Below are 16,532 nucleotides of genomic sequence, written 5' to 3' on the forward strand. Positions count from 1 at the left end.
CGCAATTTCGACACCTTGATTGGTGGTTGTATTGAGCGTCTAGGCGGCGTTTGACGGTCGCAGCGAGATTAGATTAGGCTAAACCTTTAATCTAATTCTGTCAGTAGAATCTCAGTGGCTGTCTTCCCTGAGAGTGTCAAATATCTCCAAACTGGTAGAATAACCAGCGAAAGGACTAAATTGGCAGTCCGGGGAATTACCATATTAATTGGTAGTATGACCTTACTGGCTTCAATTTCTAGACTGTTGGTAATTGTTCCACCGGGAAATGTCGGTATTGTCAACTCATTTGGTAAAATTTCCGATAATACTCTTGATTCAGGAGTTTATGTAGTTAACCCCTTTGCCAAAGTTATAAATTTTTCTACTCGTCTCAAGGATATCAAGGAAAATATAGATACAACATCTCAAGAAGGTTTGAGTTTAAATCTTGATGTTAGTCTTCAATATAAACTTGATCCTCAAAAAGCAGCAATAGTATATAAAACAATTGGAACTGATGAAAAACAATTGATAATTTCTAGATTTCGTTCTACTGTTCGCGCTATTACAGCGAATTATTCCGCTAGTGCAATTTATTCAACAAAACGCCAAGAAGTAGCTCAAAAAATTGATGAAGAACTCACAAAAGAAATCCCCAGTTTGGGTTTTATAGTTGAACAAGCACTTTTGCGAAATGTGAAAATGCCTGAGACTTTGCAAACAGCGATTCAACAAAAGCTCAAAGCAGAACAAGAAAATGAGCAAATGAAATTTGTATTAGAAAAAGAGCGTCAAGAAGCAGAACGGAAAAGAATTGAAGCTAAAGGTATAGCTGATTCTCAAAAAATTATTGCTGGTGGACTCACTAACCAAGTTTTGCAATTACGCTCGATTGAAGCTACAGAAAAAATTGCTGAATCTAATAATTCCAAAATTGTCGTTATCGGTTCTGAAAAGGGAGGAATACCTATTTTAATTCAGCCAGAGTCAGGAGTATCAAAACCTTAAAAGGTTCTCTATTTTTGGACTTTACTTTTCGTTACATATTACTCTTCGAGAAGCCGCTCCGCGTCTACGGTTTTTTCCGTTCACCTACTTAATTGATTTTGCTTAAAATCCTGAATTACAATTCTGATAAGGGTAAAGCTTGACACTCTCAGGAAGCCAAGCCGCTGAGATTCTTGGTTCAACGAGTCAACTTAGCTTAGACCCCTTGCGGTATCTAAGTCAGAGGTGGTTCTCTCCCCAAGCGTTAACTTTCCTCCTGTCCGGAGGTAGTTGCATTGCTGCAAATTTTGATTGAATTTCAATCCTGTGTCGTCTAGCTCCCATGAAGATTTTACCTATTCCTGGGCAGGAACTAGAACTATGGAATAGAACCCCATATCTTCAATTGTCAAGGTACAGATTGCCATTAGGCAGCTAGGTTTTTAGACAGGTTGATTACCGTTCCTGTTGTGAACAGTGTAACACCATTAAGTACAAAGGCGATAACTCTTTACGTACTTTAACCAATCTTTACAAAAAGAAAAACTCTATGCGGTTAAAACCGCACGAGTCGCTTATATCTCAGGTCTAAAGACATGGTTCCTGAGCTTGTCGAAGGACTGAGTTTCACGCTTACCGGATGTCTCTATAATGCTAAACCCCTACAAAATCTAACTACAACTTTGTTCCACAATCAGAACAGAAATTATGGTTAGGTTGGTTTTGAGTCCCACAATTGCTGCAAGAAATTGATTCAACTGCGGTTCTTGGTGTTGGCTTAGGCAAACCAACCATTTGCGAGTTATTCTTACCAGGTGCTACCATGGGATAGCAATTTTCATCTCTGGTAATGTGGACATTCACAATTACAGGGCCATTGTGTGCCAGCATTTCGGCGATTTTATCTGCCAATTCTTCCCGCTTAGTAATTACCATCCCCTTGATGCCATAAGCCTGTGCTAAAAGCTCAATATCAGGCATTCCGACTTCCATGTTAGAAGATGAATAACGCTGTCCATAGAAGGCTTCCTGCCACTGCCGCACCATGCCCTGCCAACCGTTATTTAAGATCAAAGTCTTGACATTAATGCCATATTGTGCTAACGTTCCCAACTCCTGCAAACACATTTGGAAACTGGCATCACCGCTGATACAGATTACTTCTTCGTCCGGGAATGCCACCTTTGCACCCATAGCCGCAGGAACACCAAAACCCATTGTTCCTAAACCCGCGCTAGAAATCCAGCGTCTTGGACCATTTTTGAGGAATTGGGCTGCCCACATTTGATGTTGACCAACATCTGTAGTATAAAATGCGTGGGGGGCTTGACTACCAACTTCAACAATTACCTCTTGAGGAGAAATGCTGTCGGCATGATGGGGGACAATTAAAGGATAATCTTGTTTCCAACTGTTAATTAAGTTTAACCATTCTTGATTTTGGTTAGGTGTGGCTTTGGTATTTGCGTCTTGACATCGCCGTAATAAGTCTTTTAAGACGTTTTTGACATCCCCCACAATGGGAACTTGGGGAACGCGGTTTTTACCGACTTCTGCGGGGTCAATATCAATGTGAATGACTTTGGCTAAAGAGGCAAATTCATCTAATTTACCTGTCACTCGGTCATCAAATCTTGCACCAACACAAATTAATAAATCGCAATCTGTAACGGCAAAGTTAGCGTAGGCTGTGCCGTGCATTCCCAACATTCCCAAGGACAGGGGATGATGTTCATCAAATGCACCGATACCCATTAAGGTAGTAGTGACGGGGAGATTAAATAATTCTGCCAGTTGTTTGACTTCTTCGTGGGCATTAGCGGCGATCGCTCCTCCCCCAACATACAACAATGGGCGACGACTTTCTCTAATTAATTGAATTGCCGCATTAATTTGGCGCGGATTTCCCTTGACTGTGGGACGGTAGCCAGGTAACTTAATTGAACCCGGTGCCACAGGCACATAATCAAATTCTTCTAACGCTACATCTTTGGGAACATCAATTAAAACAGGTCCAGGTCTACCAGTGCTGGCAATGTGAAAAGCTTCAGCCACAATCCGCGCCATATCTTTGGCATCACGGACTACATAAGAATGCTTAACAATGGGTAAGGTAATTCCATAAATATCTGTTTCCTGAAAAGCATCTGTACCAATGGAAGCTCTTGGTACTTGTCCCGTAACCACAATCATGGGGATAGAATCCATGTAAGCCGTAGCAATACCCGTAACTAAGTTGGTTGCCCCAGGACCGGAAGTACCAAAGCATACTCCTACTTTACCAGTAGCACGGGCGTAACCGTCGGCGGCGTGGGAAGCACCTTGTTCATGTCTAACTAAGATATGTTTGACCGTACCCCCAGCTTCTATTTTATAGAGGTCATCATAAATCGGTAGAATCGCGCCACCGGGATAACCAAAAATATGCTCAACACCATGACGGATGAGACTATCTATCAACGCGAAACCGCCAGATGCCCGTTTTGGTGAGGGAACTGACGAATTAGATACGGGAGACTGCTGATTATTTTCAGATTTTGGGAGACTGATTTGAGAAGACGAAACCACAGTTAACCTCAAAGTATAGCTAAAATTAACGCTTAGATTCTGTATTTAAAATTTCATTTTAATGTAAAAATTCTCACAATTGCAGAGAAAGCCGGATTTATTAGCGTTAAGAATGGATTATGATTGTACAATTTTTAGACCACATCTTGCAATACCCGCCGAGTATTTTGCCAAGTCCAGACACCAACAGCCCCGACAACTATACTCATTCCCAACAATACCGCTGATAATCCAAAGGCATTAACTAGCTTTGTGGTAATTAACAAGGGTGCTGTAAGAGCGATATTAATGGCATGATTTTGAAAGCCAAATACCTTACCGTGCATTTCTGGTGGTGTTTGTTGTTGAATCAAAGTTTGCATTGGCACGTTGACAAAAGCTGCACCCACGCCTAAGAAAATACAAAGTCCTAATGCTAGGGGTTGGTTATCAATGAAAATGAATAAACCTAATGAAACCGCCATCATCAAAAATCCGATTAAAGGCAAGGGTTTATTGTATAGTCTATGTCCAAAATTCCCCAAAATAGCCGCACCTATTACCATACCCACCCCAGCCGCAGCTACGAAAGAGCTAAATTCTTCTGGTGCTAAATGTAACCTAGCCGCCATACCAATGGCTAATTCTATCAGGGCGGCAAATACGCAGTATAATGTAACTATTTGTAGCATGGCATTCCATACCAGCCGATTTTGTTTGAGATAGCGTAGTCCTAACAAAAATTCAGCCCAGGGATTAATTGCGGCTGTTTCTTCGTGAATCCGTTTGGGTTCTTGAAACTGAATCGGCATCATAATCACGGCAGAAATTAGATATAAGCAGCCAACGACCAATTCTTTACCAAAGCCCTTATTAAAGGTTTCAAACCAATTCAACATCGGAGTAGCCACCGCATTACCAATAATTAATGCAGCCATCATTGTGCTGCTAAATAAGGCATTGGCAGCCATTAAACCTTCTTTTCTTACCAACAGGGGAATTGACGCTTGTTCTGCTGGGGCAAAAAACTGGGTAACGGTGGAGATAGAAAAGGTGAAGAATAAAAGTATCCCAAATTCTCGTGGCAGGAAGGGAATTAGCAGCATGAATATCCCCCGTACCAGATCTGAACCCACCATAATCAGTTTTTTTGGCACACGGTCAACGATCACACCACCGGCAGAACCAAACAATATTGCGGGTACGGTAAATGCCATATACAAATAGAAGCGTGCATCACCGCCTATCTGATTCGGGGGTAAATAGAGTTGCAGTAAGGCAATCATTAAGACAAAGAATACCTTATCAGCTAATTGGGAAATTAGTTGACCAATCCACAGGAGCATAAAACCCCGGTTTTTCAGCAGTCCGGTAAAACCGTTATTAACAGCAGTAGGTTCAGTGGGAAACATCAGATACTTGGGAATGGGGAATAAATAGTCAATATTTCTTGTTATAGCGTTCTAAGAGGAAATTGAGAAATTCAGATGCACTGAGGTAGTTTTTGGTGGGAGAGAACCCCAATGATGGATTTACCCATTGGCCTGGGACAGATTGGGGGGAGTGCCACATTGATAAATGGTCAACTGCTGGCTCGGCATAAAAGTTGTTTTCTCCCATACCGAGATAAGCTGAAGTCCAATGGGTGTAATAATCATGACTTAAACGATGAATCGGGAAATTGCCCGCTAGAGGGACTCCCCAACCATCAATAGCAATGAAGGCTTGCACATGACCGCCCAAAAGTTGCCACGCTGTGGCTGCACCTATACCGCCAATTACACCAGCACTAAAGCATAAGAATATAACAGGCGATTCTAGCTTATTACCAAGGCGATTGTGCAAAAAATGTAAAATATGAAATGTTGATAAAGTTAAATAACCCTGTTCCGGGAAAATAAGTATATCTACGGAGTTTTGATGACTTTGATTCAAGCACCCTTGGATAAAGCTTTTAGTTAATTCTGGTTCATGGATTCCCGGACAAATAATAATGGGCATTTATTTTTTATCTTTGAAAAGTCTGTAAAAAATTAAAGGTATTTTCGCGCAAAGACGCAAAGGAGCAAAGACGCAAAGAAAGAGATTAACTCGGATTGTGGTCTAATACATGAAAACTGCTGTAAGAATATATTACATGAGTGGTATAGTATTGACCTATTTATTCCTTGATAATGAGTTTTGGGACAACTTTAAACAACTGCCTAAATATGCTAACTAACAATTTATTAAATCTCCCTCTCATGGGTTGCGGTACTTGGGCTTGGGGGAATCAACTACTCTGGGGGTACGATGAAAGTATGGATAACCAATTACAAGAGGTTTTTAATCTCTGTATTGGCAATGGTATTACATTATTTGATACGGGTGATTCCTACGGTACTGGCAAGTTAAAGGGACGCAGTGAGTTACTTTTAGGAAAATTTGCCCAAGCATATCAAGGTTTAAATCAAGAGCATATTTGCATTGCTACTAAGTTAGCTGCATACCCTTGGAGATGGACTAGAAATTCAATTATATCAGCTTGTCATGCCTCGGCAAAAAGATTAGGACGCAATGTTGATTTGGTGCAAATGCACTGGTCTACTGCTAATTATGCACCTTGGCAAGAGGTTGGTTTATTAGATGGTTTGGGTGATTTGTATGAGCAAGGTTTGGTGAAGGGTGTGGGCTTATCTAATTATGGTACAAAACGACTTTTATGGGTACATAAAAGATTTCAGGAAAGAGGTATACCGATTAAAACTTTGCAGGTGCAATATTCACTTTTATCTACTTATCCGGTGACGGAATTAGGTTTAAAGGATGTTTGTGATAATTTGGGAATTGCATTAATTGCTTATAGTCCTTTAGGGTTGGGTTTATTAACAGGAAAGTTTTCGGAAAATGGCAGTTTTCCCAAAGGTATTCGCGGGTTTTTATGTAAACAGTTATTACCAGGAATGAAGCCGCTTTTAGGTTGTTTACAGGAAATAGCAAATACGAGAAATAAAACTATGTCTCAAGTGGCTATTAATTGGTGTATTAGTAAAGGCACAATTCCCATTCCTGGGGCTAAAAGTGGGGAACAAGCAAAGGAGAATATTGGGGCTTTGGGTTGGTTTTTGAGTGATGGTGAGGTGATAGAGTTGGATCATGTTGCTGATAGGGTAGAGAAGAAAATGGTGCAGAATATTTTTCAGACAAAGTGAGATAAAAGCAAATATCTAAAAAATGAAATAATATTGATACGTCATAGCCCACTATTTATTAGTAATACTGATTGTGGGTCACACTACTATATATATTTTTGTAAAATTATTTGCCAAGCTTGAATATGAGAATCTTTAACTTCTGTTGAATTTTTAGCATCTTTTACTAATTCTTCTGTATATGTTTTGATAAATTCATGATAATCTTCTATAAAACGCAGGTAATATTTTAAGGTGTTCACAATACCATTAGCAATAATTTCTAACCCACGTTCTCTTTTAATTTTCAAAATCAATTCATTAATATATTTTTCTTCATCTTTATTAAGAAAACAGTCTTTGTATGTAGTTAGAATATAATACCTTTTTATTGTTGTATTTGCAGATTTTTTTACTATATCTAATATCATATTTCTATCAATAGGAATATTGTGTTTTATCTCTAATATTTCAAAGGGATTGTTATGGTTATCCCTTATTTCTATATCACCATAACCATGTTTATCAGCAGAAGTATGAACATTTAAAGGTAGTAATACTTTATTTTCAAATCTGCGGACAGTTTTAAATATTTGTTTATAGATAGCAAAAATTACAATTACTGGTAATCTAGAACTTAAAGGTTCTTCAAAATGTCTTTCTACCATTTTCAGCACTGTATTAATATTGATAATATTTACAGAATTAACAATTTCTAAAGTTTCTGTAAAAACTATTTCTTGAGATTGGGAAATAAGATATAATTGTGCTAAGATATAAACTAAACAATTTTCAATATCAATTGTTTGATTTTCAATTTTATCAATTAGTTGTAAAAAAGGTGTAACTAAGCTTTTACTCCTTAATGGTAATTTAAATCCCTCCTCAAAATTCCAGATAATTTCTGCGCGTGTTGCTTTAGTTAAAAATGCAGTTTCTTTATTAGCATATTTAGGAAATTTACTTTTAAAAAAGGGTGTAGTTACCTTAGTATCAAGAACTCTTGCGGAATATCCATTGATAAACTTAGCCATGTGTAACCTGATATCTTGTTCAGGTTTAATTATTTTCTTGAGTAGGGTGGTAATAATTACTTGAATTAAAGATTTATCGGTTTCTATTTTTTGAATAAAAATATCTACAAAGTTTTTTATTTCTTGATCAAATTCTGTGAATGATTGATTTTTAACTAATTCAAGTGATTGCTGATAGGATTTTTCTAGTCTTTCTATTTCTTGATTATAATCATATTTCATATAAATAATTCCTGTTGTTGAGAATCAGATTCTTCCATACGGTTATTAGCTAAGTTTACATAATCAGGATTGATTTCAATTCCTAAATAATTTCTATTTAAATTTCTAGCTGCGATACAAGTTGTACCACTACCACAAAAAGGATCAAGGACAAAATCACCTTGTTGAGTTAATAATTTAATCAGTTCTTGAATAATATACATCGGATAAACTGCTGGATGATGATTATTTTTAGTAATTTCCACCGGACTTTCAATAATGTCTTTTTTCATCGTGTTTCCTAAAATTCTAATAATAGTAAAGCCATTATTCTTGATTTGGTTATTTCTTCCTCCATCTTGTCCACCATAAGCTAATTTATGTACACCATGAATTTTCATTCTAAATCCTTCAATTTCTCCATTGTGTACTGCTAAAATAGCTTGATTTAATGCTTTAATAGCATTATTTTTTTGTTCTTCACTTAAATCAGAATTTTTGATTAATTCCACATATTTTTTACCTAATTTATCAGAGGGTTTACTTTTAACGCTTTTGTTAAAACTATCCAAGTGTTGTAAATAATTATCCAAATTAAAATAATAATCTTTTGATTTAGCAAATATGAAAAAAGGTTCTGTAGCTTGTATTAATTTTCTTTTATCTTGACGTGGTGTAGGATTGAGTTTTGACCATGTAATTTGATTAATAAGAAAAATATTTTGATTTTGGGTGGCTTGAATTGCAAATTTATAAGGAATTAGAGATAAACTTCCGTTGATATATTTATCTCCTAAATTAAAAACTATTACTCCAGTTTTTTTTAAAACGCGCACACATTCCCCAAAAACTGTGAGGATATTTTTTAAATATTCTGATTCAGTTGTTTCATTACCAATACCTAAATCACCATTTCCATAATTACGTTGCTGAAAATATGGTGGTGAAGTAATGATTAAATCAAAAGTATCATTTTCTATTTGTTTGAGTACAGATAAATTATCCCCAAGAATAATTTTATTTTTGAGGTCTGATATTGCTCGTAATTTCATGTGACTTTATGCAATTTAAATTTAATCTCTAATTATGTATTTCAGTGTAACAGGTTTTGTATTTTTTAAAACATTCTCTCAATAAAATTTAATAATTTAACTTTTCAAGCATCAATCACACGCACATAAGCACTACATCAGAAAAACGTGATATTTTGAGTATAATGTAAGTTACAGGTTAAATACTCAATATTCAAGAATACTATAAAATTAGCAATGCTAGAAAAATCAAACTTGTTTTTCCCAACAATTCCCAAACATAATTATCAACCCCAAAGCCAAGACACTGATATAGAAGCTGATATTTATTTCTTTCAAAAATGGCGACAACTATCATTAAAACAACGCATAGAAAGATTTATTAGCCATGAACGAGGAGTAAAAAAATTATGTCTTATAGGAATTAAATCTCGAAATCCCAATTCAACTATACAGGAAATTCGTAATTTATTTACCCGTGCTGTATTAGGAGAAAAATCTACTCCTGATTTTCAACCAAAAGGTATTAAGGAAAATATGTGGATTCAAGATTCAATTTCTTTAGCAGGAGAACTACATCAAATTTTTGAATCAATTAATATTGATTACTTTGTTAGTAGAGGTGTTGCTAGTTCTATTCATGGAGAACCACGTTCTACTCGTGATTTAGATTTGGTGATAGAAGTTAAACCACATGAAATAGATCTGCTGGTAAAAACTTTAGAAGCATCTGGATATTATTGTCCAGCAGGTGCGGTAGAAGATTTGCAACGAGGTTTGGGGAATATGTTGAATATTACCCATACAGAAACTATTGCTAATGCTGATATTTATATTACTGACAATTCACCTTTTGCAATATCCCAAATGCAGCGAAGAATATTAGTTGATTTAGATGGAATACCTGCTTTTTGGATAGCTTCAGCAGAAGATATTATTTTACAAAAACTTCGCTGGGGAAAGGGAAGTAAATCAGAAAAACAATGGCGCGATGTTTTGGGGATAATTAAGTTACAAGCAGAAATTTTGGATTATGGTTATTTAACAGAATGGGCAGAAAATTTAGATTTAGTTGCTGATTTAAGTGAGGTATTAACTCAAGCTGGAATATGAAATTAATATGAAAATTACTCATGTTGAAAAACCCAATCTTTCTAAAAAATCAATAATTTTATGTTGATTATCACCATAATTTGCTAAACTCCTAATTTGGAAAAGCAAACAAAAATTTCAGCAGCAGGTATTAGGGGAGGTTGGCCAAGTGGTGGAAAGTGGAGACATAGAACAAATTCATCCCCAGGATTTTTCATGGCGGTTTTGGCCTGTTGTGCCAATTTACCCTTATGGTCAACGGCATACTATCCGTAAAGAAGTTGTCAAAGATACCATCTGGACCTTTGACCAATTACAGGGAATTTTCTATGTGGTTGTGCCAATTCGCATGACTGTAGTTAAGCTGGAAAAAGGCGGTTTGCTGGTTTATGCACCTGTCGCACCCACAGGAGAATGTGTTCGGTTGCTGAATGAGTTGGTGGCAGAACACGGTGATGTTAAGTATATTATTTTGCCCACGATATCGGGAATAGAACATAAAGTATTCGTTGGTCCATTTGCGCGACGCTTTCCCGCTGCACAGGTATTTGTTGCTCCCGGACAATGGAGTTTTCCGATCAATCTGCCTTTGAGTTGGTTGGGTTTACCCGGTAAACGTACTCATATACTGCCTGAAAATAGCCAGGAAGCCCCTTTTGCTGAAGATTTTGATTATGCAACCATCGGACCCATTGATTTGGGTTTGGGTAAGTTTGCAGAGGTGGTTTTTTTCCACAAGCGATCGCACATTCTCTTAGTTACAGATACCATAGTTTCAGTACCAGCAGAGCCACCTGCAATTGTCCAACTTGACCCCTATCCCTTACTCTACCACGCGAAGGATAAAGCCTTTGACATCGTTGCAGATACCTCAGCAAACCGCCGTAAAGGGTGGCAGCGAATCACATTATTTGCCTTGTATTTCAGTCCCAGTGTGTTAGAAGTACCTACATGGGGTGAAGTATGGCGTGATGCCGAAAAAGCTCCAGAACGTTCGAGAAAAGCCTATTTCGGGTTTTTCCCCTTCCAATGGCGGGAAAATTGGCAAGATTCATTTGATATTTTACAAGGAAATGGGCGGATATTTGTTGCCCCAATTTTACAAAGTTTGATTTTAAATCGCGCACCCACAGAAACAATAAATTGGGCTAATAAGGTTGCCAGTTGGGATTTTCAATGGATTATTCCCTGTCATTTTAATGCCCCAATTAAAGTCGAACCGCAACAATTTCGTCAAGCATTTGCGTTTTTAGAAAAACAGCCTGTTGAGGGTTTAGTTAGTAGCAATAGCTATTCTTTGCCGGAGGATGATTTTAAGTTATTGAGAGATATTGATTCAGGTTTAAATAAGTTGGGTATTGTGCCACCAGCAAAAGAGAAAGTGTAATTACAAATAAACTGACAATGAGGTAGGTGTTTCAGATGTTTCAGTCTGTACACTTGGCATAAATAGACATCAGGATTTTTTATGAATCTGGGAATATTCCAGATTTTTAAGGTTAGTTTTTTTCTTCATCCTGTACATCCTTAAATCCTGGAAATCTATCATTTGTCAATAGGTAAATGACAAAAATACCTTTGTTTCGGGTTTGATTTTTAGTTTGCCCCTTTGCCTTTGCAAGAAATAAAAAATATTAATAATTGCTATACTAGAAAAATTACAATTATCTCATAGTAACCGTAAAAATATATGACTCTTAGCCAATTTCAACCCTATATTTCCATAGAAGAATACTTACAAGCTGAAAAATCTAGCCCTATTAAACATGAATATATCCAAGGGCAAATTTACGCAATGGCTGGTGCTAGTGATGCCCATGTAACAATTACTGCTAACTTAGTTGCCCTTTTAAGAAATCATATTCGTGGTACAGGATGTCGGCTTTACGTCGCTGACATGAAAGCAAGAATTGAATCTCTAGATATTTTCTATTATCCTGATATTATGGTAACTTTCGATTCAAGAGATACACAGTTTGAATATTTTAAACGATATCCGAGTTTAATTATTGAAGTTTTATCACCTTCTACAGAAGCCTTAGATAGAGGTGATAAATTTAGTGATTATCAAGAATTAGACACTTTACAAGAATATGTTTTAGTTAGTCAAAATCGGCAACGAATTGATTGTTTCCGGCGCAATTCCGAAGAAAGATGGGTTCTTTATAGCTATAGAGGAAATCAACAATTAGAATTAACCAGTGTGAATTTTTCTTGTCCTCTCGCTGATGTTTATGAAGATGTTGCTTTTCCTCCAAATTTAAGTAAATAAAATTTTCAAGATGAGTTTTTTCTTCATGCTGAAAATGCTTAATTGTCTGATAGCGTAGCGTGGCGCAAGCCATATCAGGATGTTCAGGATTAGAGGATTTACAGGATTTTTTATGAATATTTATCTGGGAATATTTCAGATTTTAAAGATTAGTTTTTTTCTACATCCTGAAAATGCTTAATTGTCTGATAGCGTAGCGTGGCGCAAGCCATATCAGGATACTCAGGATTAGAGGATTTACAGGATGTTTTATAACAATCAGTTATTCACAAAGATTGAATTTCTGTTTCTGTTTGAACTTCTATTTCAATTTGAGCCTCCACAATAGATGTATAAATGGGAATATCAGCTTGTATGGCTTCAAAACTAACAACTAGAGAATATGGAACTTCAGCAAAAGGATTATTATTCCATCCTTCATGTCCAACAACTGCAATAGAAAATGCTTCGGTGAGTTCAAATGAATTTACAACTGTCCAATCTTTTTGGAGAGTTCCGGCACTTCTGGAAACACCATCTATTTTTCCGTAGTTTTTTGATCTTTTACCCAAAGTCCATTGGAAGCAGTCATCTCCCTTTTCAGCATCTTCTGGAGCATCATACTTTTTCAAAATTCTTTCTAGAAACTTCTCTGTATTTTCTGCTTTTTTACTACAGTCCCAATCAAGCCAAGTTGAAAGATATTTTCGGCGATTTCTGCGGGTTCGGCGTGGTTGTGCTTTGTACGACAAAGTAACTTCTAAAAGAATCTTAAAATTCTCTCCTGGAGAACGTAATTTTTCTGGCAGCTTTACTTGGTAAACATGAGCTTGTTTAGCCACAATTCGTCGTTCTCCTGTTGTCATTAAAGTAATACGATTGGGAGTATTACCTACAGCACGCTCAACATTAGGAAGACCATAACCAATTTGACGAACAACATGGAGTTTATTCACTTCATCAGCCATTGTCCATTCTGGCCATCTTGCTGATTGTACTATTAATGCACGATAAAGAAGGCAACTTTCATTAGGTAATTCAGCAGCTAGACGGGCAGCAATATGACTTACTTTTGGTGCTGCAAAGGAAGTACCAACTTTATCAAATCCAACTGCTGGACCGCCATACAAGGTTGAACGTACTAATTCGGGAGCTACATCTTTATGGAGAATAATATTAGCTGGTGTGCCTTCATCTGTAACTAAATCACCACCATATTCAACTACTTCTGGTTTAATAGTATTCCAAATTCCAAATCCAGAACAGGAAAAAGCGGATGGTTGATCTTTTTGTGCAATTGAAGAATAGGGAGGTGTATGATAAGAATTTAAAGCGATTGAGCCAACTGTTAACGCTTGAAAACTTTGTGCAGGGTTAGCTATTCTGCATGAATCTTCTATCAAATAATCTGGATATACTCGATTTGCTGAAATATGTTCTCTGATAGACAATCTTGTAATAGGTTTATTAGGGTAAGGAACACTAGGTAAATTACCTGCCGCTACAATTACAAGGATATCTTTATGCCATGTTAAATTATCAATAGTTGATGCCCATGCACTCATGTATCTAGTAAGACATGGAGTTTGTCCAGTTATAGAGTGATTAAAAATTCTCGTTTTTAAATTATGATAAAACTCCACTATATTTTCTAATAAATGAGGTGGAAATAATTGAATGGGCAGGTAGCAATCAGCATCAAGCACTCTAGCATTCTGTATCCAGCAAATAGCTTTCTCTTTCCCACTGTGAGGTATTTTTCTGGGATAAAGCAATGCACCAGCTACCCTCGTTCCATGTCCACCATTTTTGACATAATCAGGAGTTTGACCAGTTTCACCGGGAACCCAAGAAGTTGAATTTTGTGAATCAATTGCTGCCTTTAACAAAGAATGCATTTCTTGAATACCACTATCTATAATGCATACTTTTGGAGCATTAGAATCTGCTGCTTCTAGTTGAAAATTTGGAGTGCTAGAATCAGGTGATTGTTCCTGATTGAGCATTTCGGAAAACTGATCTGGTGAACTAATTTCAAAAATGTAGGGATAATTCTCTATTAAATCTTTTAGTCCTTTACCTGAAATTTGAATTCCACATGAAAAACTATCAGGTAAGCGAACTGTACCAAGTTCACCTCCATCATCTTGAAAACCTTTAATAATATTGCCTTTATAAAATTCAATAATCTCTTCAAATTCATCTTGTCTTTCCCAAGATAAATTTTCCCATTCTTGTTCTGTTAATTCACGTTTGGGAATCCAATTATTAACTTTTTTTGTAAAACTCTCATCAGTATCATAAGGTTGTCGTTTTGGATAACTAGGTAGCTTCGTTTCAGTTCCTACACAAGCGACACCTACATCAACAGTATAAATTTGTTCTTCTTTTACTGGAAGCCAACTTTCATATAATTCAACAAATAAAGTTGGAGAAAGAATTAATTCTGGCTTTTTCTTGCCATCTATTATTTCCCAAATTTGAGCAACTGTATTTCCACCACGCTGTTCATTAATAAATTTCTCTATCTTCTTTTGAAGTTCACTAAGTTCTAAATCTATTGATGCACCGATAATATATCCATCTTCTGTATCAGCAATCAATTCAATGCCATAAGCTTTCAAACCATCTGGATCAAAAGAACCAGGATCAATTTGTAAGATAATACGTCGAGATTTAAATTGGGGCTGTTCTTTTTCTGGTTTTTCTTGAGTATCCTGTTGCCAATCAAAAATCAAGGATTCTAGCGAACCCTTTAATTTACTTCCATGTCCCTGTCGATTATGAAGATTAGTAATTGTTTGAGGACTCTTTGTACCGCCACCTCGCAGTACAGCACGTCCTTCCGTTGTTAATTTAAGCTGAATATGCGGAAAACCCTGATAACTTTCAACCATTTTTTTCTCCAAACACCAAAAATTTAACTCTCAAAAAACTAGGAAACTTTGATTTCAGCGATCGCTTCTTCTAGGTGTTCCTGAATTACTAACCCCTCTCGCTCCAAAATCGCTCGTTTAGCCGCATCCTGAGCAACCCTTACAGCTTGAGCGGCAGAAAAATCTCTCATCTGCTCAATGATTCTTGGCCAGTTGATAGATCCCACTTCAATTGCAGATAGTGTTTCCCTCAGTATAAATTCTAGTTCTTTTTCTCCCGGTTTGGGTACTGCAATCAGATCATCAAATCTTCTCCACAGGGCAGTATCCAAAGATTTATTCAAATTCGTAGCAGCTACCATAAGTCCAGAAGATGGTTGATATTCATCCAAAATTTGCAAAAATGTATTTACAACTCGCTTAATTTCTCCCACTTCTTGAGAATCTTCTCTTGTCTTAGCAATTGAGTCACATTCATCCAAAAATAATAAACATGGATTTTTTGCAGCATCCTCAAATACAAGTCTTAAATTACTGGCAGTCTCACCTAAAAAAGACGAAACCATTGCATCAAAACGTACTTTTAAAAGCGGTAAACCTGTATTCCAAGCTAAACGTTCTGCTCCCAATGTCTTTCCACAACCAGGCGGTCCATAAAGGAGAATTTTTTGCCGATAACGCAGTCCATGATGAGCTAGTCTATCTCTTGCTGCATACTCGCGTTCAATTCTTTGAAACCGCTTCTCAATTTTTTCAGGCAACACCATGTAATGACGTAGTTTATCCCTTGGTATAGTCGTTACCAGGGGAATATTAAAACGCTTACTGGTTGGTAATTCACTTAAACCCTGTAAGTTTTCTGGTGTTTTTCGTGTGGTATTAGCAAGAGAGGAAACAGGTTTGATAAAGTCGGGAGATTGCTCCTTAGATTTCTTTTTAGTAATATTCTCTAACTGGTCAGCAAGAAGAGTATGTCCTTTGCTGCGTTCTTCTTCTATAACTAGATATGTAAGTTTGTCAATCGCTTCTTGGTCTGAACTAGCGATCGCTCTGAAAAACCTTTTGAGAAGCTCTCCCTTCATATTGCCTCTCTCCGCAAAAATAGAAGTTTCTTATGTATATAGTACAATTATACTTTATAACTTACGTGCATCACAAATTATATCCTGATTTTCCCACTTGTGATGATTATATTAAGTTCTCTAAATTTAATGAATAGATTGACGGAGTGTTTATAAAGCAGATGAAAATAAACCTATATGTATATAAAATCACCTATCTTCTCTTTCTTCCCTTCTTCCTTCGTGTCCTTTGCTTCTTCGTGGTTCATTAACTCTGCGCCCTCTGCGCCTCTGCGGTTC

Annotated in this window: 12 protein-coding genes; 5 read left to right on the forward strand and 7 right to left on the reverse strand. The window is 36.7% G+C overall.

What is annotated here, in order from left to right; all coding sequences use genetic code 11:
- Positions 1-159: 159 nt before the first annotated feature.
- Positions 160-990: a prohibitin family protein gene (locus tag PN450_RS14275; protein WP_417033751.1), complete on the forward strand. Its 831-nt coding sequence runs from the start codon at positions 160-162 to the stop codon at positions 988-990.
- A 654-nt stretch (positions 991-1,644) separates the two neighbouring features.
- Here the strand turns inward: PN450_RS14275 and ilvB are convergent.
- The 3 genes from ilvB to PN450_RS14290 form a co-directional block, all read right to left on the reverse strand.
- The gene (ilvB, locus tag PN450_RS14280; protein WP_148764448.1) at positions 1,645-3,537 is read right to left on the reverse strand and encodes a biosynthetic-type acetolactate synthase large subunit; all 1,893 of its coding nucleotides are present in this window, start codon (positions 3,535-3,537) and stop codon (positions 1,645-1,647) included.
- A 134-nt stretch (positions 3,538-3,671) separates the two neighbouring features.
- On the reverse strand, positions 3,672-4,928 hold the full coding sequence (locus tag PN450_RS14285) for an MFS transporter (RefSeq protein WP_271836720.1): 1,257 nt from the start codon (positions 4,926-4,928) through the stop codon (positions 3,672-3,674).
- Between the two features lie 28 nt (positions 4,929-4,956).
- Complete coding sequence (locus tag PN450_RS14290; RefSeq protein ID WP_213719748.1) at positions 4,957-5,517, reverse strand: hypothetical protein; 561 nt, start codon at positions 5,515-5,517, stop codon at positions 4,957-4,959.
- Positions 5,518-5,726: 209 nt separating this feature from the next.
- Between PN450_RS14290 and PN450_RS14295 the strand changes: the two genes are divergently transcribed.
- Positions 5,727-6,707 (forward strand): aldo/keto reductase, encoded by a 981-nt coding sequence (locus PN450_RS14295; RefSeq protein ID WP_271836721.1) that lies wholly within the window; start codon positions 5,727-5,729, stop codon positions 6,705-6,707.
- An 86-nt stretch (positions 6,708-6,793) separates the two neighbouring features.
- Here PN450_RS14295 and PN450_RS14300 read toward each other — a convergent pair whose 3' ends face one another.
- Both PN450_RS14300 and PN450_RS14305 read right to left on the reverse strand, forming a co-directional pair.
- Entirely contained in the window at positions 6,794-7,942 is a 1,149-nt protein-coding gene (locus PN450_RS14300; protein ID WP_148764440.1) for a DNA methyltransferase, read from the reverse strand.
- On the reverse strand, positions 7,939-8,973 hold the full coding sequence (locus tag PN450_RS14305) for a DNA-methyltransferase (RefSeq protein ID WP_271836722.1): 1,035 nt from the start codon (positions 8,971-8,973) through the stop codon (positions 7,939-7,941). Before PN450_RS14305 ends, PN450_RS14300 begins: the two co-directional genes overlap by 4 nt.
- Before the next feature lie 216 nt (positions 8,974-9,189).
- Between PN450_RS14305 and PN450_RS14310 the strand changes: the two genes are divergently transcribed.
- From PN450_RS14310 to PN450_RS14320, 3 genes are all read left to right on the forward strand, one after another.
- On the forward strand, positions 9,190-10,065 hold the full coding sequence (locus tag PN450_RS14310; protein ID WP_271836723.1) for a hypothetical protein: 876 nt from the start codon (positions 9,190-9,192) through the stop codon (positions 10,063-10,065).
- Positions 10,066-10,213: 148 nt separating this feature from the next.
- Positions 10,214-11,431, forward strand: a complete 1,218-nt coding sequence (locus PN450_RS14315; protein ID WP_271836724.1) for a DUF4336 domain-containing protein — start codon at positions 10,214-10,216, stop codon at positions 11,429-11,431.
- 303 nt (positions 11,432-11,734) lie between these two features.
- The gene (locus PN450_RS14320) at positions 11,735-12,316 is read left to right on the forward strand and encodes a Uma2 family endonuclease (protein WP_271823639.1); all 582 of its coding nucleotides are present in this window, start codon (positions 11,735-11,737) and stop codon (positions 12,314-12,316) included.
- Positions 12,317-12,582: 266 nt separating this feature from the next.
- Here the strand turns inward: PN450_RS14320 and PN450_RS14325 are convergent, their stop codons facing one another.
- On the reverse strand, positions 12,583-15,192 hold the full coding sequence (locus tag PN450_RS14325; RefSeq protein WP_271836725.1) for a S8 family peptidase: 2,610 nt from the start codon (positions 15,190-15,192) through the stop codon (positions 12,583-12,585).
- A 38-nt stretch (positions 15,193-15,230) separates the two neighbouring features.
- A complete protein-coding gene (locus PN450_RS14330) occupies positions 15,231-16,253 on the reverse strand; it encodes an ATP-binding protein (protein WP_271836726.1) in 1,023 nt (340 codons plus the stop codon).
- Positions 16,254-16,532: the final 279 nt, after the last annotated feature.

Origin of the sequence: Dolichospermum lemmermannii CS-548 (assembly GCF_028330815.1) — a bacterium.
Lineage (GTDB): Bacteria > Cyanobacteriota > Cyanobacteriia > Cyanobacteriales > Nostocaceae > Dolichospermum > Dolichospermum lemmermannii.

What these genes read in the sequence shown, in the direction of transcription:
- PN450_RS14285 (WP_271836720.1), bottom strand. Translation starts at nt 4,928, where the DNA reads ATGTTTCCCACTGAACCTACTGCTGTTAATAACGGTTTTACCGGACTG.
- PN450_RS14295 (WP_271836721.1), top strand. Translation starts at nt 5,727, where the DNA reads ATGCTAACTAACAATTTATTAAATCTCCCTCTCATGGGTTGCGGTACT.
- PN450_RS14320 (WP_271823639.1), top strand. Translation starts at nt 11,735, where the DNA reads ATGACTCTTAGCCAATTTCAACCCTATATTTCCATAGAAGAATACTTA.
- PN450_RS14325 (WP_271836725.1), bottom strand. Translation starts at nt 15,192, where the DNA reads ATGGTTGAAAGTTATCAGGGTTTTCCGCATATTCAGCTTAAATTAACA.
- PN450_RS14305 (WP_271836722.1), bottom strand. Translation starts at nt 8,973, where the DNA reads ATGAAATTACGAGCAATATCAGACCTCAAAAATAAAATTATTCTTGGG.
- PN450_RS14300 (WP_148764440.1), bottom strand. Translation starts at nt 7,942, where the DNA reads ATGAAATATGATTATAATCAAGAAATAGAAAGACTAGAAAAATCCTAT.
- PN450_RS14330 (WP_271836726.1), bottom strand. Translation starts at nt 16,253, where the DNA reads ATGAAGGGAGAGCTTCTCAAAAGGTTTTTCAGAGCGATCGCTAGTTCA.
- PN450_RS14310 (WP_271836723.1), top strand. Translation starts at nt 9,190, where the DNA reads ATGCTAGAAAAATCAAACTTGTTTTTCCCAACAATTCCCAAACATAAT.
- PN450_RS14290 (WP_213719748.1), bottom strand. Translation starts at nt 5,517, where the DNA reads ATGCCCATTATTATTTGTCCGGGAATCCATGAACCAGAATTAACTAAA.